General features: G+C 37.9%; 15 protein-coding genes. 5 read left to right on the forward strand and 10 right to left on the reverse strand.

Translation table 11 applies throughout. The features are described from left to right. Position 1: 1 nt before the first annotated feature. The 7 genes from J3T98_RS03180 to fdrA form a co-directional block, all read right to left on the reverse strand. Positions 2–784 (reverse strand): basic amino acid ABC transporter substrate-binding protein, encoded by a 783-nt coding sequence (locus J3T98_RS03180; RefSeq protein ID WP_267362133.1) that lies wholly within the window; start codon positions 782–784, stop codon positions 2–4. A gap of 255 nt (positions 785–1,039) precedes the next feature. Beyond that, positions 1,040–2,311: an MFS transporter gene (locus J3T98_RS03185; RefSeq protein WP_065733979.1), complete on the reverse strand. Its 1,272-nt coding sequence runs from the start codon at positions 2,309–2,311 to the stop codon at positions 1,040–1,042. 192 nt (positions 2,312–2,503) lie between these two features. Continuing rightward, complete coding sequence (locus J3T98_RS03190; protein WP_267362134.1) at positions 2,504–3,736, reverse strand: pyridoxal-phosphate-dependent aminotransferase family protein; 1,233 nt, start codon at positions 3,734–3,736, stop codon at positions 2,504–2,506. Between the two features lie 50 nt (positions 3,737–3,786). Beyond that, entirely contained in the window at positions 3,787–4,710 is a 924-nt protein-coding gene (allS, locus tag J3T98_RS03195) for an HTH-type transcriptional activator AllS (RefSeq protein WP_267362135.1), read from the reverse strand. Between the two features lie 3 nt (positions 4,711–4,713). Further along, positions 4,714–5,640 (reverse strand): DUF2877 domain-containing protein, encoded by a 927-nt coding sequence (locus tag J3T98_RS03200; RefSeq protein ID WP_267362136.1) that lies wholly within the window; start codon positions 5,638–5,640, stop codon positions 4,714–4,716. Positions 5,641–5,643: 3 nt separating this feature from the next. Continuing rightward, a complete protein-coding gene (locus J3T98_RS03205; RefSeq protein WP_267330732.1) occupies positions 5,644–6,903 on the reverse strand; it encodes a DUF1116 domain-containing protein in 1,260 nt (419 codons plus the stop codon). An 11-nt stretch (positions 6,904–6,914) separates the two neighbouring features. After that, the gene (fdrA, locus tag J3T98_RS03210) at positions 6,915–8,582 is read right to left on the reverse strand and encodes an acyl-CoA synthetase FdrA (protein ID WP_267362137.1); all 1,668 of its coding nucleotides are present in this window, start codon (positions 8,580–8,582) and stop codon (positions 6,915–6,917) included. A 398-nt stretch (positions 8,583–8,980) separates the two neighbouring features. Here fdrA and allC point away from each other — a divergent pair, with 398 nt between their 5' ends. The 5 genes from allC (at position 8,981) to allD (ending at position 14,319) form a co-directional block, all read left to right on the forward strand. Continuing rightward, on the forward strand, positions 8,981–10,207 hold the full coding sequence (gene allC / locus J3T98_RS03215; protein WP_267362138.1) for an allantoate deiminase: 1,227 nt from the start codon (positions 8,981–8,983) through the stop codon (positions 10,205–10,207). Between the two features lie 12 nt (positions 10,208–10,219). Then, the gene (locus J3T98_RS03220) at positions 10,220–11,440 is read left to right on the forward strand and encodes an MFS transporter (protein WP_267362139.1); all 1,221 of its coding nucleotides are present in this window, start codon (positions 10,220–10,222) and stop codon (positions 11,438–11,440) included. Positions 11,441–11,549: 109 nt separating this feature from the next. Beyond that, positions 11,550–12,329 (forward strand): (S)-ureidoglycine aminohydrolase, encoded by a 780-nt coding sequence (gene allE, locus J3T98_RS03225; RefSeq protein ID WP_220225963.1) that lies wholly within the window; start codon positions 11,550–11,552, stop codon positions 12,327–12,329. Positions 12,330–12,349: 20 nt separating this feature from the next. Next, positions 12,350–13,246, forward strand: a complete 897-nt coding sequence (locus tag J3T98_RS03230; protein ID WP_267338750.1) for a carbamate kinase — start codon at positions 12,350–12,352, stop codon at positions 13,244–13,246. A 23-nt stretch (positions 13,247–13,269) separates the two neighbouring features. After that, positions 13,270–14,319, forward strand: a complete 1,050-nt coding sequence (gene allD / locus J3T98_RS03235) for an ureidoglycolate dehydrogenase (RefSeq protein ID WP_065562620.1) — start codon at positions 13,270–13,272, stop codon at positions 14,317–14,319. Between the two features lie 200 nt (positions 14,320–14,519). On the opposite strand, the gene J3T98_RS03240 is transcribed toward allD, so the two are convergent. From J3T98_RS03240 to J3T98_RS03250, 3 genes are all read right to left on the reverse strand, one after another. Continuing rightward, complete coding sequence (locus J3T98_RS03240; RefSeq protein WP_267362140.1) at positions 14,520–15,971, reverse strand: hypothetical protein; 1,452 nt, start codon at positions 15,969–15,971, stop codon at positions 14,520–14,522. 106 nt (positions 15,972–16,077) lie between these two features. Then, the gene (locus tag J3T98_RS03245; protein WP_267362141.1) at positions 16,078–16,707 is read right to left on the reverse strand and encodes a hypothetical protein; all 630 of its coding nucleotides are present in this window, start codon (positions 16,705–16,707) and stop codon (positions 16,078–16,080) included. Between the two features lie 65 nt (positions 16,708–16,772). Beyond that, on the reverse strand, positions 16,773–18,101 hold the full coding sequence (locus J3T98_RS03250) for a hypothetical protein (protein ID WP_267362142.1): 1,329 nt from the start codon (positions 18,099–18,101) through the stop codon (positions 16,773–16,775). Positions 18,102–18,547: the final 446 nt, after the last annotated feature.

The following is an 18,547-nucleotide window of genomic DNA, read 5'->3' on the forward strand; positions in this document are numbered from 1 at the left end:
TTTACTCTTTAGAATCTAATGGTAAAGATGGAACATTATTATCGAACCATTTTTTATAAATTGAAGCATAAGTACCGTCTGCAACAATTTTGTTCAGGCCTTCATTGATGCTATTGCGTAATTCAGTATTACCTTTAGCAACCGCAATACCAAAATATTGCGATTCAAAACTATTATCATAAACTAAATTGAAATCTTTACCGGGATGCATTTTAATATAAAACTTAACCACACCAACATCAGCAACAGCTGCACTTATGCCTTCTTCATAAAGCTCTTGTAGCAATAATGGCGTATTATCAAAACGTTTGATTGCAGTGCTATTTTTACCGAGTACTTTAGAAACAACCACATCAGCCGTACTACCATTAACCACTCCAACAGTATGATTGCTTAAATCAGCAATTGACTTAATTTCAGTTGTTTTTTGAGAAACAATAACTTGTTCAGCAGGAAAATACGGTAATGAAAAATCAACAGAGTTTTTACGCTTTTCAGTTATAGTAATACCTGAAATGATAATATCTCGCTCACCATTATCTAAAGTAGCAAAAATGCCTTCCCATGGCGTATTAATTAATTTGATTTTAAAATTTTGAGCTTCAGCAATCGCTTTAATAAGATCAATATCAAAGCCTTCTAACTGCTTATCGCTATTTTCATATTCAAAAGGACGATATGTTCCCCCTGCTCCAACCACATAAGTCTGCTCACTGGCAAAACTAAATGAAGATGTGAATAATAAAAGAGAAGACAAAATTACAGAAAAAAAAGAATTACGCATACAGATTCCTATCTATAAATAAATATTCGAAACATAATAACTTTTAAGCAAAATATTTCAACAGAATATTTAACTTAATTGGTGATTAATTAATGCTTTTATAGAGGCTAAAAACCCCGCTCCTCAACTTTTTTTGCATTTAAAAAATACACTGATTAATAATTAAATTACTCTTAGAATAAACCATTCATCAAAGAAAAAAATACTCAAACCAAGTTTGAGTATTTTCTCAACATTTCTCATCATGTTGATTAACTAAATATTCATCTTTTTAATGAAAAAGGTCAATACCGCTGAGCTTATTAACGCGATCACCATAAATAAGAAGGCGTGGTTGTAGCCTCCGTTGGCGTTGTCGATAAGAAAGCCGATGATGAATGGTGATAATACGCCTGCAACTTGTCCACCAAAGTTGACGATACTTGAGGCTTTGCCCATGATTACCGGCGGGATCATATGCATTAGCATTCCCCAAAAGATAGCAAATGCGATAAACATAAAGAGTGCTGATACGCATTGGAAGACTATAGCAGCCTCAAGATTATCGACTTGGAACATTAAGAAAAGAAATATCCCAGAGATAAAAGCGGTTAAACCATATACATATTTTAATTTTTGTTCGAACTTATCAGCAAAATAACCACCAACTAAAGTTCCTAACGCACCAAATAAGAATGGGATTGCAGCTAAGATACCGGTTTTGGAGAGCGATAATCCTCTTGCCTCAAGTAAATAACTTGGTAACCATGTGGTGAACCCCCAGAATGTGATATCAAATAAGAACCAAATTAGCGATAACTTCCAGAGTATTGGCATTTTCAATACATCTATTAACGAAGACGAGCTCTCTTCGACTGAGACATTATCGTTGATTATTTCTAATTCTTGCAGTTCATCAGCACCAATCAGACTATTTTCAGATGGATTATTGCGAATAAACTTATAGATAAAAAAGCCTAATATAAAACCAGGAATACTTAAGATGATAAATACATCGCGCCAACCTAACCATTCAATAATGGCAACTGCCACGATTACAGATATTGCTGGTCCTAATGTGTTGACGGAAGATTGAATTGCTGTTGCTCGTCCTCGTTCTTTGGCAGGAAAATAAGTAGCGATAGTTTTCCAAGACGAAGCAGGGAAACAACCTTCACCGGCACCAAACATAAAGCGAGTCAGTAACATTAATGGCAATACATAAATTAGACCGGTAAAAAGCGTAAACATCGACCACCAAATAATGGCAAAAGCCATCACTTTACGCGGACCAAATTTATCTGATAAATAACCACCGGGAATTTGGAACAGTGCATAACCAATAAAAAATGCACTAATAATTGAACCTTGTACAGTTTTATCGATACCAAGATCATGGCCAATAAACGGCAATGATACATTCATTACCATACGATCAAGAAACGAAAGTAACCAACCTGACCATAATAGTAATAAAATGGTATAACGCCCTTTCCATTTTTTTTGATTATACCCAGAGGTAGGAATTTTAGTATTCAATTTATTCATAAAATTTCCTTAAATAATATCATCCCAATTAACTTAAAGTTAACATTTTTGCTACTATTTTAAATTTACTCTATTTTTAGAGTAATTTGTTGACAATGTGACCAACAAATTACTTCGTTCTAAATTAAAAGCTCAAAAATCCAATGGGTATAATTCCGCTCACTTCAGTGAACTTTTATTATTATTTTATTATTAGCTGTTATAAACGTTCCAGGCAGCTTGTAAACCAGCCCCTTGTACTGTTTTAAAACCAACTCGATTTAACACAGCTTCAAACGCGGTTAATGTTTGCATGACACAAGATTTTCTAGCATTATAGCCCATAGTACCAATACGCCATACATTACCTTTAAGCGGACCGAATGAAGCACCGATTTCAATACCAAAATCATTTAACATTAAATTACGAACTTCAAGGTCATTAATATGTTCCGGACGAACTACACCAACGACATTATTCATTTTATGATCGAGATCGCCAAACAACTCAAGTCCCATAGCTTGTAAACCAGCAACCATTGCAGCCCCATTAACGCGATGACGCTCAATCACGTTATCTAAACCTTCTTGTAACACAATTCGAGCACATTCGCGTGCAGCATAAAGCATTGAAGTCGCTTCAGTGTGGTGGTTGATACGTTCAGAACTCCAGTAACGGATAATCATATCGATATCAAAATAGTTAGAATAGATCATCTCATCTCGACCACCCGCATCATTTTCAGCACGAATACCCAGTTCAACACATTTACGAGCTTGAATAATTTCGACCATTTTTGGACTTAAAGTAAGAGGAGCAACACCTGGAGGTCCACTTAAACATTTTTGTAAACTTACTGAAACACCATCAAGTTGCCATTTATCAACTTCAAGTGGGTTACCCACAATCGAAGCAGTTGCATCGACATAAGACAACACACCATGACGACGACAAATTTCACCAATTTTATCCAATGGTTGCAATAATGTGGTTGAAGTGTCACCTTGCACGCAAAGTAATAGTTTGGGTTTGACTTTTTTGATAGCATCTTCAATAACATTAGGATCAAAAACTTCGCCCCATGGCACTTCAATAGTATGCACATCAGCACGACAACGGTGGGCAATTTCACAAAGCAATAAACCAAAACGACCAAATACGGGTACTAACACCTTGTCACCCGGTTTAATTGTTGACACAAGAACGGCTTCAATACCGGCTCTTGCAGTACCATCAATAACAAAAGTTTGTTCATTTTTGGTTTTAAAAATATCTCGATAAAGTGACATAGTCTGATTCATATAATCAGTCATCACTGGGTCAAACTGACCAATTAAAGGTGCAGCCATCGCTCTAGTGACACGAGGATCAGCATTGATTGGACCTGGTCCCATTAATAGTCGCGTAGGCGGATTAATTTGGTCATACTTATTTAGGTCTAACATTATTTTTTCCTTTATTAATATCGAGTTAATTGTTTGAAGATTACACTAACTCATCTTCTCTTATCTATATTTTTCAAAAAATTATTAGCAATGGGATGATGAAACTTAAACAGATTAACAATTTCATTCATCACTTTGCCCATATGCGATTTTTTCCATGCTAATGACAATGGCGATGGCTTACGTTCATTAACCACTTTACAGGCAATCAATTCACCTGAATCCAAATAAGATTGGCAGATTGATTTGGGTAAAAAACCAATACCTAATCCTCTTAAATGGCAAGCCAACTTAGTGGTAATATTTGGCACAATAATCTCAGATTGACTTGGTAATAACCAAGCCACTCGTTTATTCATATGCACAGAGGTATCTTCAACATTAATTGCCGGATACTTACGTAAAGTATCATTAGATAACGCCCCATCAATTTGGGTGATCGGATGATTTTTGGCTGCCACAAACACCCAACTTACTTCACCAAGAGGTAATATATTGATCATCGTATCAAGCGATTCAGTGCCTGTTGCGCCAATCGCTAAATGGCACTCACCATGCAATAACGAATCCCACACTCCCATATAAACTTGTCGATTTATATTGAAAGTAGTAAAAGGGAATTTCTCTTTTAAAAACGTCAACAAATCGGCTATCGCCTCAACATCATAGAGCAGATTATTGATGGTAATATTAATTTTTCGCTCAACACCATCACGAATCTGTTGTAACTCATCAGGCATGGTTGATAACCAAAGCAACCATTGGCTACATTGCTCATAAAGATGTTGCCCTGCCAGCGTTAGTGTCACAGTCCGTGTGGTTCGTTCAAAAAGTTGAGTATTAAGATCAGCTTCCAATGATTTAATACGATAACTAATTGCTGCTGGTGTTTTGTAAAGTAGCTTAGCCGCTTTTGAAAAGCTATTGCTCTCAACTACTTTAATAAAGGTCCGCATGGTTTCTGTATCTAGCACGATTTAATCCCTTAAAACAAAACGATCAATACCTAACCATATACCAAGTAAGAGATCGGATCCAGAGGTGTGACCATAATTCGATAAATTTTTTATTGATGAATGGTGATATTTATGTTGTGCAAATGAATTAATCACTTGTAGCACCAACAACGAAAATTTACCTTGCAGTGCATAAGTCAAAAAACTAGCACTAACAGTTGTGGTTAACAAATGTAATGACAAACGTTCAAAGGCGAATTTAAGCTGTCGAATTTGATTGTCAAAACGGCAATCGCTTGAGATAACCGCCAACATCCCCACGATAATATCATCAAAACTTGGCGTTAAACCCGGTCCTAAGCCAATAAACGGCGTAATATCATCTGCTTTACCATTCATCAAATTAGTCATGGTATTACATAATAATTCGAGTTGATATTGACCCGATAAATTGTCGCTTAATTTACCAAATAAGCCGGTAGGATTTTCTATCTCTTTCAATAGATTAGCAATTTGTGATTTATTAACTAATGAATGTTTTTTTACATTTAATTGACAAACATGCGTATCAAGTGAAATTAAAAAAATCCCAACTTGCAAATCACCCGTTGCCGATTGATAAATAGATAAATCACTAACTAACGACAAAACATAATCAAAATCAGACGATTTAAGTACAATGCCCATGGGCGACAAACCGCTGTTATAACGATGTATAGTAATTAATTGCTGATCATCATTGATTAAATTAATCGTTTGCTGATGAGTACTAAAGAGCGACAACTCACCCGCTTTTATTGGAACATCCGCACTAACTAAAAGTGGTTTGATAATATGAGATGCTTGCGACAAACCACGCTCTTGCAAATAATCAAAAGCGGGGATAGTAAGTCGCTGATTATTTAGCGACTTATTTAAGCATTCATCATCTACATACATCAAACTCATAGCCTATATTTCTAATTTTTTTGCTAATGCCTCGAGTGCTTTTTCAAAACAAGCTAACGGTGCTCTAACTGTACCTGCACCAATTTGGCCCACTCCTGCTTGTTTATGGGCAATACCAGTATTAATTAATGGCGTGATCCCGGTTTCGACAACTAAACGAAGATCTAAGCCTAAACAGCATCCTTGGAAATTCCATGTAGGAATTTGGAATAACATATTATGTTCTAAATAGATTTCACTCATCTCTTCAGATACTTCATATGCAACATCTGTGCCACCGGCACCAACAAAGCGAGTTACCCCTGGTGCTGCAACCATAGCTGCCCCACCTATACCAAAGGTTTCAGTAATAGCACTATCACCTATATCTGGGTTTGCATCTTTTTGTGAATAACCAGTAAAGAATAGGCCTTGTGGAGTATTAACTGGCGCGGTAAACCACTGATCGCCAAGACCACTGACTTTAATACCAAATTCTTTACCATTACGCGTCATTGCTGTAACAATAGATCCCTCTTTAATTTGCGCTGCGCTATCCATAATTGATTTACAAAATGCCATAGCAACATTTAAGAAGAACTGATCTGTCACGCTTAAAAAGCTAAAGATTTTCTCCATTTCCGCTTTACTACGATCAAGTAAAATTAATTTTGGTGAAAGCGTTCTTAATAATAATGCTGAAGCAGCAATATTACGTTGATGGAATTCATCACCCATTGTAATAGCTTGTGCCATCAAAGCGGTTAAATCGATACCATTATCAAACAGTTTTAATGCATCATTCAAGGCTGGCCCTAACGACTCTTTCATCCAACGATGACGGTCTAAAACCTCCTGACCATAAGCACCAAAACGCATCACTTTACCAATACCTTCATTTAAATTGCAGTAAGCACGATTACCATGGGTAATGTTTTCAACCACAATCATTGGCATATTGGCTGACGTAATTCCTCCCATTGGACCAACTGCATTAACAGAATGGCAAGGGATAAATTCAACTTGGCCTGACTCTAACAAATGCAAAGCTTGCTTCTCATCTTGAGCCCAGCCTTCAAACAAGCAAGCACCAATACAAGCACCTTGCATTGGCCCAGTCATATCATGCCAAACAATTGGTGGTCCAGCGTGAAGTAATTTTTTACCTTGCGCCAAGGTTGGTACAGCTTCTTTAGCGGATATAACGCCTACCCAATGAGGTCTAGCAGCTTTAATTCGTTCAATAATTTTTTGGTTTGCTTCATTTATTGCAGTACGTAACATATCAAAACCTCTTAATTTAATTTTTGCAAAATAGCCGCTAATTTTTTATTACCGCCGGCTATTGGCGCCCATTGATAATGCACAACAGGAATATTCGATGATTGAAGATCTTCAGCAAAACTTCTTAAACCAGCATTAATCACACTAATATGGCTTAATAAAGGATATGGTTTAATGAAATTATTTGATTTAACCGGTGTAATCAGTTTTTTAGCTAACAAAATAGCTTCCGGTAAATTATTCATTACAACAATATTCGCTGATTCTAACGCTTCAATTTGCTTACTACGACATTGCGGATCTTGCTCTGAACCAGTCACGGTTGCGATAGCTATCAATGGATGATTATCACCTCGTTTAGCACAGGCTTTTTGATAACCTGAAATAACTGACTCTGCCGGATTGGCATTTGCGCCATAGCCAATAACTAAATCAACAAGTAATACACCTACGTCGTGATTTTCACCAAGCTGAGCGATTTTATCTTCGCGAATAGAAGGATCAATCATCGGATGAGGTTTACCTACAGTGTAAAAATCATCACCTAAATCAATAATTTTATGACCCTGTTGATCTAACATAATTCCTTTATCATGATGATGACTGGTAGTGAGATTTAGTTCCTGAGCAAGCAACATCGCCGCTTCTGAAGCTAAGGTACCGCCAGTATATAACCCTGTAATCGTTTTATTGGCTAAATTAGGCAACTTATTCGCTGTCGCTTCAACTGGACTTAATAAACAGGCTAATCGAGCTGCTTCATCTAATGTTCGTGCAAAATAGATATTATCGTCTTGAGGTTTATCGATTTTCGAGCCCAAAAATAAAGCCACCACCGGTTTAGGGATTAACTTCATGGCTGAAATCACTTTTTCCCGCACACTGTCTGCTGGCGGTTTAGAAATAAAGGTAATCACTTGTGTATCAGCATCGGCAGCGAGCATATTTAAGGCAGTAAGAGCACTAATCCCCCCGACTTCAAGCGACAAATCACGCCCACCCAAACCGATAGCTTGCGTAATACCTTGATTCAATAGAGCGATTTGTGAAACCACTTCTTGAATACCCGTACCAGACGCCCCAATTACCCCAATATTCCCTTTAGGAATAACATTAGAAAACGCTAAGGGTGCACCCGCGATAAAGGCCGTCCCACAATCGGGGCCCATCACAATTAAATCTTTTTTAGACGCTTTAGTTTTTAAACGGATTTCATCTTCGATTGATACATTATCAGAAAAAATCATCACATTCTTATTATCATCTAAAGCTTGATCAGCTAACTCAGCGGCGTACTCCCCAGCAATCGAAATTAACACTAAATTAGCATCAGGTAATTTTTTCGTTGCGCTGGCTAAACGCCTTGCTTTAAGTAGTTTTGCACCACCTTGCTGAGCTTGAGCGATATTTTTTAGTGCATCCTCAAGTTGTTGACTAATCAACTCGACAACATCATTAGAGTCATCTTTGGTTTTAATCGCAACACAAATATCATTTGGCGTTGCATCATTAAAACTATCACTCCAAAAACCTGTTGCGGTTAATAAAGATTTATTGGCAGGAGTACCCATCATGACAGATACTTCATCAACCTCATCAAGATTACTCAGTTTTTTTGATATCAACATCAAACTAACAGAATCTTGAAAGCTTCCCTTTTTTATAAAAGATTGAATCATGAGAATAGGCCCCTCAAATAGGATAAATACTGTTAACTTTGAACCTCATTAAGCTCATTAAAAAAATCTAATAGTTAGATTATATTTATATATTACGGAAAAAATAAACAATAAGCAGGTTATACATCACAAAACATTAACGATATCAAAAATATAATATTATTTAAAATCAGTATCATAAAAGATTGTTAAAAAATTTTTTATAATAATAACTACTTAATTTAATTAAATTTCACAAATATAAAAAAGCTAGTTTGATCACATTATTATTTGATATTAATAGTATGGTAAACAAAAAAAACATTTAAAATGATCCGTAGTATCGACACGATATGTGCGGTTAACATTAAAAGCAAAATGTTAACGATGATGGAGTTTTAAATAGCAGGTAAATATTTATGAATATTTTATATGATGATGTTGCTAATGCAGTTAAATGGATATCGAGCTTTGGTGGTTTAGAACAAGGCGGAACAACTCGATTACTTTATACTGAACAATGGCTTACTGCCCAAAATGCAATTAAAGAAAAACTCTCACAAATTGGCATGAATACCTATTTTGATGATATTGGTAACTTATATGGTCGATTTGAAGGCAGTAAATATAAAGAACAAGTCATCATGTCTGGCTCGCATGTTGATACCGTTGTTAATGGTGGAAAACTTGACGGCCAGCTTGGCATCATTGCAGCTATGCTTGCCATGAAATACCTAAAAGAGAACTACGGCCAACCATTACGCACCTTAGAACTTATCTCCATGGCAGAAGAAGAAGGCAGTCGCTTTCCTTATGTCTTTTGGGGAAGCAAAAACGTATTTGCCATCGCCAACAATGATGATGTTGCCGATATCGAAGACAACAATGGCATTAAATTTGTCGATGCAATGAACAACTGCGGATTTAAATTTAACACCCAAAAAGCACGCACCGATATCAAAGCCTTTTTAGAGCTACATATTGAACAAGGAGGCGTACTTGAGCGGGAAGAAAAAAGCATAGGGATTGTAACCAGCATCGTTGGACAACGTCGTTACAACATCCGCTTAATGGGTGAAGCAAATCATGCGGGCACCACACCAATGAGTTACCGTAAAGATGCAATCTACGCTTTTAGCCGAATTTGCAACGAATCCATTAACAAAGCAATTAAAGTGGGTGATCCATTAGTATTAACCTTTGGTCATGTTGAACCCAAACCCAATGTGGTTAATGTCGTTCCGGGGGAAGTGATGTTCACAATAGATTGTCGTCACACTAACCAAGAAGAACTCAAAAGCTTTACCGAAGAGATTGAAGCTGACATGATCCGCATCGCCAAAGAACTGGGCCTTGAGATCGAAATAAATCGTTGGATGGATGAAGCCCCAATTCCAATGGATGACAAACTTATAAAAATGCTCGAAAACATCTGCAACCAAGAAAAACTAAGTTATCGCGTAATGCATAGTGGTGCTGGTCACGACTCACAAATTTTTGCACCACGAGTACCGACCGCCATGTTATTTGTACCAAGCATCAAAGGCATCAGCCACAACCCTGCTGAAGATACCAAAACTGAAGACTTAGTTGAAGGAATAAAAGCATTAACTTATGCCCTTTACCAATTGGCTTATCAAGAATAATAAGGAATTAAAATGACAGAAAAAAAAGGTGGCATACAGTACTGGCATAAAATCGTCGCTTTATTATTCCTCGGTTGGTTAGTGATGTGGATTTATCGCCCCGTATTAGCAGCGATTTTTCCTGAAATTCAACAAACTGTAGGACCACAATCAAATACTGAGCTGGGCTTAATTGCTAGCTGTTACTTTTTTTCCTACACCTTAATGCAAATTCCAGCTGGGATCTTAGTTGACAAATATGGTAAAAAAGCCGTGGTGATTCCTGGCTTCATACTCTTTACTATTGCCGCTATCATGATTGGTAATGCACACTCAATGATGATGATCTATATTGGTAGCTTACTGGCAGGTCTTGGTTGTGGCTCTTACTATGGTTCGGCTTGGTCACTATCAGCCGAAAATATTCCAGCTGAAAATCGTAGCTTCGCCTCTGCCATTATCAATACTGGCGCGGCGTTAGGTATGGGTATTTGCTTATTATCCACCAGCTTCTTAGTTAAAGCGTTGGATATGCCATGGCAATATATGCTCTATATTATTGCGGCTCTAACACTCTGCTTAATTGCTGGATTTGCAATTATCATTAAAGAGCCATCGATTAAAAGCGTCATCACTCAAAAACAGAAAACGGAAACGGCGCCGAAAGAAAAACATAACTTTTTTAGTAGCCCAATGGTTGCTTGTTACATTATGTACTTTGCAACATGCTATGGCTATTACATGGTGGTAAGCTGGTTACCCAACTTTCTTGAAACTGAACGAGGCTTTACTGGCGGAAGCATTGGCTCTGCATCATCTTTAGTCGCATTCGCCGCTATTCCTGGCGCACTTGTCATCAGTAAAATCTCGGATAAATTTCGTGCTAAACGACTATTTTTTATTATCGTATTAGAACTGCTTTCAGCCGGAACACTATTTATGGCAGTCCAATCATCCACCATCACCTTATTACTGATGGGATTAATCCTCTATGGATTATTTGGCAAGTTTGTTGTTGAACCGATTCTAATATCTCACGTGGCTGACATTGCCCCAAAAAGCAGTTACGGAACAGCATTTGGTGTATTTAACTTCTTTGGCATGAGTTCATCAGTAATAGCACCACCATTAACTGGATTATTAGCGGATATAACAGGGACCAAAATTACGGGGTTCTATGTAGCTATTGCAATCTTAGTTATTGCAACAGCATTATTCTTTTTAATTAATTTGCGTAAACACATAACCAACTGATTCACGCAAAAGCATCGACTATTTATCGATATTTGATAAATAGTCGAAAAAAGTAGTACTCACGGCAAACCTTGCCTAAATCTAAAGCATATGTTCCAAGGAGATCATTATGGGATATATCAATAACAACATCGGCTACCCAAAAGACCTATTAGCGTCCCGCGCGATAATCAAACGTCATAATTTTGCCTTAATACCGCCTGATGGCTTAGTTAAAAATATCATTCCCGGTTTTGAAAATTGTGACATCACCATCTTAGCCACACCTAAACTAGGAGCATCCTTTGTCGATTACCTTGTCACCATGCACCAAGGCGGTCAAAACTTACAAGGATTTGGGGATGATGATATTGAAGTATTTGCCTATGTGATAGAAGGTGACGTCAATGCAAAAGCCAATGACCAATCACACCGTTTACAAACTGGTGGCTACATCTACTGCCCCGCTGGGGTTAAACTCTATTTACAAAATATGACTGCTTCATCACGTTTATTTCTGTACAAACGTCGCTACAACCCTATTTCAGGTTATCAAACACGTGTGATTGCCAATCATATTCAACAACTAGAACGCATGAATTATGAAAATATGGATAACGTATTTATTCAAGACCTTCTCCCCAAAGAACTCGGTTTTGATATGAACTTCCATATTCTTACCTTCCTACCGGGTGCAAGTCATGGCTATATCGAAACCCATGTACAAGAACACGGCGCCTACTTACTTAGTGGTGAAGGTATGTACCTACTTGATAACCAGTGGATACCGGTTAAAAAAGACGACTACATCTTTATGGGAGCCTATGCGCTACAAGCGTGTTACGCTGTTGGCCAACAACCACTGAGTTATATCTACTCAAAAGATTGTCATCGGGATGTGGACATCTAAACAAAAATAAAGGACACCGTATGGAACTAATAGTTATTGCATTAGGTGGTAATGCGATTTCAAAACGAAATGAATTACTCTCTATTGACAACCAATACCAAAACATCAACAGCACGACCCAATTTATTGCCAAATTAGCCAATAAATATCGACTTGTTATTGTTCACGGCAATGGACCACAAGTTGGATTACTTGCTCTACAAAATGCCAGCTACCCAAGCGTACCCGCCTACCCGCTCGATGTCCTTGTTGCTCAAACACAAGGCATGTTAGGGTATATGATACAGCGAAGCTTACAGCAATATGTCAACCAAGTTACCTGCGTATTAACACAAGTCGAAGTTGACAGCAACGACCCATCATTCAAAGATCCAACCAAATTTATAGGTCCGGTATATCAACCTGAAGAACAACAAAAACTACAAGCCCAATATGGTTGGCAATTTAAACAAGATGGCAAATACCTAAGACGCGTTGTTGCATCCCCAAAACCGAAAAAAATTATCGAACTTAATACCATCAAAGAGCTAATTAACCAAGATACCATCGTCATCTGCAATGGTGGGGGTGGAATTCCCGTAATAAAAGACAAATCGGGTTATAAAGGTATCGAGGCGGTTATCGACAAAGATCATAGCGCCGCCCAACTGGCAATCGAACTAAAGGCTGACCACTTAATGATATTAACCGATACTGACGCCGTATATGAAAACTGGGGCACACCTGAGCAAACCGCTCTAGGCAAGGTTGATACCAAACGAATACAACCAATGGCAATCGATGATGGTGCTATGGGACCAAAAATCAAATCCGTTATTGAATTTGTCGAACAAACTGGCAATACCGCCTATATTGGCAACTTAACAGATATCGAATCGCTATTAGCACAAACAAAAGGCACTATCATCACCAAATAGCGATCATGGATAGGAGTGATAAAATGAGACTAGACAGACAAACACTACACAACTTAATTGCCAAAAAACTACATAAAGCTGGATTAACTCAAGAGCACGCCGATATTGCTGCCGATACGCTTGCATTTGCCGATGCACGAGGCATCCACTCGCATGGCGCCGTACGAGTTGAATATTATGCTGAACGCATTGCAAAAGGAGGCATGACTCACTCCCCCAATGTCACCTATAAAGAAACCGGTCCATCATCAGCAATATTAGATTTTGATAACGGATGCGGATTAGTTGCCGCTAAAGTTGGTATGGACAAAGCCATAGAAATGGCGAAGAAAAATGGCGTTGCTGTAGTCGGAATTCGTCGAATGTCACATAGTGGCTCGCTTTGTTACTTTACCGAAATGGCAGCTAAACAAAACTTAGTCGCCATATCCATGTGCCAATCTGACCCAATGGCGGTTCCATATGGTGGCGCGGAAGAATTTTTTGGAACCAACCCAATCGCATTTGCAGCACCAACGAACGACGAAAGGATTGTCTCATTTGACATGGCAACCACTGTCCAAGCTTGGGGAAAAGTCTTATACGCCAGATCAAAAGGCGCCTCCATTCCCCCAACATGGGCGGTTGATGAACATGGTGAACCAACAACCGATCCCCACAAAGTAAACGCCCTACTACCAATAGCCGATGCCAAAGGTTATGGACTAATGATGATGGTCGATGTACTTTCAGGCATATTACTTGGCTTACCATTTGGTAAAAACGTTTCATCAATGTATGCGGATTTATCCCAAGGGCGCAACCTTGGTCATCTGCATATTGTGATCAACCCACAATACTTTGTTGGACTCGAAATCTTTAAACAAACCATGTCAGCTATGCTTGACCAACTAAAACAAACCAAACCAGCCAAAGGCAATAGTGAAATCTTCTTTCCAGGCGAAAGAAGCAAAAAACGTGAAGCCGATTACTTAAAAAATGGCATAGAGATAGTTGATGATATCTATAATTATTTAATTAGTGATGATATTCATTACAATCGTTATGATCATAAAAATAAATTTGCCGAATAATATCAAGGTTTCAAAAAACCCGCTCCTCAACTTTTTTTACGATAAAACACCGCAAAAATAAACCCGCCTAGGCGGGTAATTGTAGCGTCGCTAAGCCACAAAATCGCTTTTTATGGCTCAGCAACGTTGATTATTAGCTTACTTTTAATAACTTAATACTCCAATCCTAGGCCTAAGGATTAAGCACGAAGAAATAAGAACTAATGGGAGACGCAAAGCCCATAGATTGGGTAACCCGTTTGACCTATCCAATCAACTTCACCACTAAGTGTACGCACGATAAACTGTTCGTTACCATACTGATCGCTAGTCCACAAATCATAGCTGCCGAATGTGTCAATTCCTGTGTAATGATGCACATCGCCCCACTCCGCGAGAAAGCCACCACCAATATGACGCATGTACCCCCTATAAGGTGAATGAGGTGTAGCACTAGGTATGTATACACCTGGACGATCTGGACGAGTTGCATTTGTTAAATCTTTTACTTTTGCAAGCCGATAACCAATACGATTACACCAAGATAAACTTTTAGGATAAGTGTAATCTTTATTATTACGATGGATGAACCACTGCTTTAACGTAAATCCATATTTAAGGACTGCATTACCTCTACTATCTCTTCCAACTAACTCGAAGGTCTGAGGCAAAGAAGGTGTGAGAATACGACCAGGCTTGGTTGAGTTTTTTTGGGATTCAGTTGCAAAAGGACCAGTTAAAGTAACGTGTACACTGTTGGCTGTAGAATTGCTCATAGTTGCAGTGATACCACCCTGAGAAACAGGAGACCAGGACAACGCCTGATAAACTCCATTAATAGTTAAGTCAAAGTAGATATTGTTCATACCAGTGGTAGGAAAGTTTAAACCATAACGTGATGGATCAGTTGACTGAGGAAGAAAACCTTTGCCTGAGATCCACATCGTATCGGGAGCAGCAGTTGATACTACATCGAAAGTCGTTTGAGGGCTCACCAAACAAACCACAGGCGGAGACTTAGGACTAATGTAATAATTCACACTACTATCACTATAAATTTTACTTTTATTAGGAATACCATAACGAGTATACAATTGGATATTATAACTACTTAACGTAATCTTATAAGGTGCATCACAAATATTTAGCACTGTATTGCGCGATAAATAAGCACCCTTTCTATCAAAGAGAGATAACCATATACTTCCTCTAATACCCTTGACTTCATCTCCATCATTATCCTTAAAATAATCATAAGATGAACCAATAAGACCTTCAATATCGAAGTAATTACCGCTATTGTTAGTTGGAACCAACATGTTAATATCCGCAAAACTTTGCCCTTCAACAGGCAACACGATTGGTACAGAAGGGGATGAGATATTAGTTAAAGGCGTGTATTTAACACCATTGGATAAAGTAATCCAGAGCAGATCACTAGCGTCAACCGCCTCAGTTTGACCTCCGTCGAAAGTTAAATATGGTGCATGACCATTAATTTCATTTTGGGTTTTAGCGATCAATGCATTGCTTGAAAAAGAGATCAAAATGCTCAATCCACAAAAGATTTGCAGGGATAATTTGAAACCACGAAATAAGCGTTGAATGCTAAAATTAAATGAATTTAAATGATAAATTGACCTGTACTGTATTTGTTTGAAATTATAATGCATAGCTGGCATCCTTGCTAATTAATATTATGATTAATATCATGATTTATATATATTTTCACACTAACTCATTAACATTTATGTATAAAAAGAAAAGAAGCAATAAAAACTAAGACGAAACGCAAAGCCTTGTGCCTCCACCAGTAGTCCTTTTCCAATTGCCATCGACAGCGCTCACGATGAAAAATACAGATTGTTTACTACTATCATAGAGGTCACTAATCCCGTACCAATGATTGATGGAATTAACATTGGAGTCAGATGTCACATCGCCCCATCCCGCAAATAGCCCGATACTAATTCGTCGCTGAAAATGAAAGCTTTGGCCTACTATCGGTAGTACAATTGGAAAATTTAATGAATTATTCGTTGACGGTGTATATCTCATTCCATTTGATAAAGTAATCCCTAGCAAACCCGCGGTATTAGTTGCACGTGTGCGACCGCCATCAAATGTTAAATACGGAACATTACCATTAACAACATTTGATGTTTTAGATGTTAATGCATGGCCAGGAAAAGGATGAAAAGTAACCACCATTAACACTAAAAAGATTTGCCGGGATAATTTGGAACCACGAAATAAGCATTGAAAAGCACTTCGCAATGAACGACGAAGCGTTCTTAAATTTTCGTGGATGAATAAACTGAAATTGAAAAATAAGCGTTGAATGCTTAAATTAAATGAATTTAAATGATAAATTGGCCTGTTTTGTCCATGTTTGAAATTATAATGCATAGTTGGCATCCTTGCTGATTAATATTCTAATTTATATATTTTTCTATGCTTACTCATTAACGTAACTAAGGTGACACACAAATACCTGTGCCTCCAGCATTCGAATTAACAACCATGCCATCGACAGCGCTCACGACAAAAAATACAGATTGTTTACTACTATCATAGAGGTCACTAGTCCCGTACCAATGATTGATGAAATTAGCTCTGGCGTAAGTGGTCGTATCGCCCCATTCCGTAAACAGCCCGGCACCAATTCGACGCTGATAGTGATTATTCAGTGACGGAGGCGTCGCACCAACTACCCCTTGACACAAATTGGGAGAAGAATCCGCACCCTGACAAGATGCATTAGTTAAATCTTTAACCTTAGGCATCCGATAACCAAGGCTATTACACCAAGATAATGTATTTGAATAATCGTAATAGCTGGTACCTCGATTGACGAACCACTGTTTTAACTCAAATCCATACTTAACGACTTCATTACCTTGACTGTCTCGTCCAATTAACTCGAAAATCTGAGGTAAAGTAGGTATAGCAATACTACCAGGGGAATTAGATGCCCATTGGGATGAACTGGCAACAGGACCGGTTAAGGTAACGCGCACGCTTGTACGTTTGGAATTGGTCATCGTCGCGGTAATACCACCATGCGAAACAGGTGCCCAGGACAATGCCTCATTAATACCACGAATATTTAAATCAAAGTACAGATTATTAGCACCGGTTGTAGGGAAATTTAAACCATAAGATGACGACTCAAAAGACTGAGGGAGGAAACCTTTATTAGGGTTCCATATCGAAGCTGGGCCGGCATATTCATCAAAACCATCATCCAATTCAGGTTTTGCAAAGCAGACCACCGGTACCGCCTTAGGGCTTACATAATAAGTGACTTTACTTTCACTAAAAGTACGACTTTGAGGAACGCCATAACGTGTAGTTAATGTGCCTTTTGTACTGCTTAATTTAACCTGATAAGGCGCATTACAAATCGTTAACACCGTGTCACGTGATACAGCTTGTTTGTTTCTATCCACGATAGATAAATGTAGACTACCCGTAGCTGTAATATCATCATCACCATCATCATCACCCCAATAATTATAAGGGGATTCAATGAGCTTACTCAATGTGATTGAATCAGTATTAGGTGGCACTAACATATTAATATCAGCAAAACTCTGACCTACATCAGGTAACTCTATTGGCGTTTTGGATGAAGTATTCGTTGATGGTGTATATTGCGTTCCATCTGATAAGGATATCCCTAGTAGATCGTCAGTGTTAACTACGCGTGTACGACCTCCATCGAAGGTTAAATACGGCGCACTGCCATGAATAATATTAGTTGTTTTAGAGGTTAATGCATGACTTGAAAAAGGGATCAAAAAAAACAACCCTAAAAAGATCGGCTGCGATAAATTAGATCGATAAAAGGATCGTTGAAATGATCCTAAAAAGGAACGCGCGAAAATTTTGGAAATTTCGCTGAATCTGGCGAAAAAATGAACTTTTGTAAAAAAAGAAGATTGAGTGCTTAACTTTAGCGAATTTAAATTAGAGGTTGGCCATGTTGCCTGTTGCCTGTTGCCTGTTGAAAATTATAGAACATCTGCGACAATCCTGTCAAGTATATTTATGATTTATTTACTATTTTTCTGATTATTGTTTTAGCTATCCCGCTAAAATTATGTAAAAAGTATAGTGACTGAAAAAAACAGGTGCAATACTTTTTTTACTTTAGATCGTTAACTTTCGTAAAGATGATCATGAAAAAATATGATTAAAAAATAACTAACCATTGTTTTAATTAAAAATATAGCGTTTACAAAAC

Source organism: Gilliamella sp. B2772 (assembly GCF_026536985.1).
GTDB lineage: Bacteria > Pseudomonadota > Gammaproteobacteria > Enterobacterales > Orbaceae > Gilliamella > Gilliamella apicola_E.

Bases quoted from the DNA above. Each gene is read 5' to 3' on its own strand.
- J3T98_RS03180 (WP_267362133.1), bottom strand. From the start codon at position 784: ATGCGTAATTCTTTTTTTTCTGTAATTTTGTCTTCTCTTTTATTATTC.
- J3T98_RS03185 (WP_065733979.1), bottom strand. From the start codon at position 2,311: ATGAATAAATTGAATACTAAAATTCCTACCTCTGGGTATAATCAAAAA.
- J3T98_RS03190 (WP_267362134.1), bottom strand. From the start codon at position 3,736: ATGTTAGACCTAAATAAGTATGACCAAATTAATCCGCCTACGCGACTA.
- J3T98_RS03200 (WP_267362136.1), bottom strand. From the start codon at position 5,640: ATGAGTTTGATGTATGTAGATGATGAATGCTTAAATAAGTCGCTAAAT.
- J3T98_RS03205 (WP_267330732.1), bottom strand. From the start codon at position 6,903: ATGTTACGTACTGCAATAAATGAAGCAAACCAAAAAATTATTGAACGA.
- fdrA (WP_267362137.1), bottom strand. From the start codon at position 8,582: ATGATTCAATCTTTTATAAAAAAGGGAAGCTTTCAAGATTCTGTTAGT.
- allC (WP_267362138.1), top strand. From the start codon at position 8,981: ATGAATATTTTATATGATGATGTTGCTAATGCAGTTAAATGGATATCG.
- J3T98_RS03220 (WP_267362139.1), top strand. From the start codon at position 10,220: ATGACAGAAAAAAAAGGTGGCATACAGTACTGGCATAAAATCGTCGCT.
- allE (WP_220225963.1), top strand. From the start codon at position 11,550: ATGGGATATATCAATAACAACATCGGCTACCCAAAAGACCTATTAGCG.
- J3T98_RS03230 (WP_267338750.1), top strand. From the start codon at position 12,350: ATGGAACTAATAGTTATTGCATTAGGTGGTAATGCGATTTCAAAACGA.
- allD (WP_065562620.1), top strand. From the start codon at position 13,270: ATGAGACTAGACAGACAAACACTACACAACTTAATTGCCAAAAAACTA.
- J3T98_RS03240 (WP_267362140.1), bottom strand. From the start codon at position 15,971: ATGCATTATAATTTCAAACAAATACAGTACAGGTCAATTTATCATTTA.
- J3T98_RS03245 (WP_267362141.1), bottom strand. From the start codon at position 16,707: ATGCATTATAATTTCAAACATGGACAAAACAGGCCAATTTATCATTTA.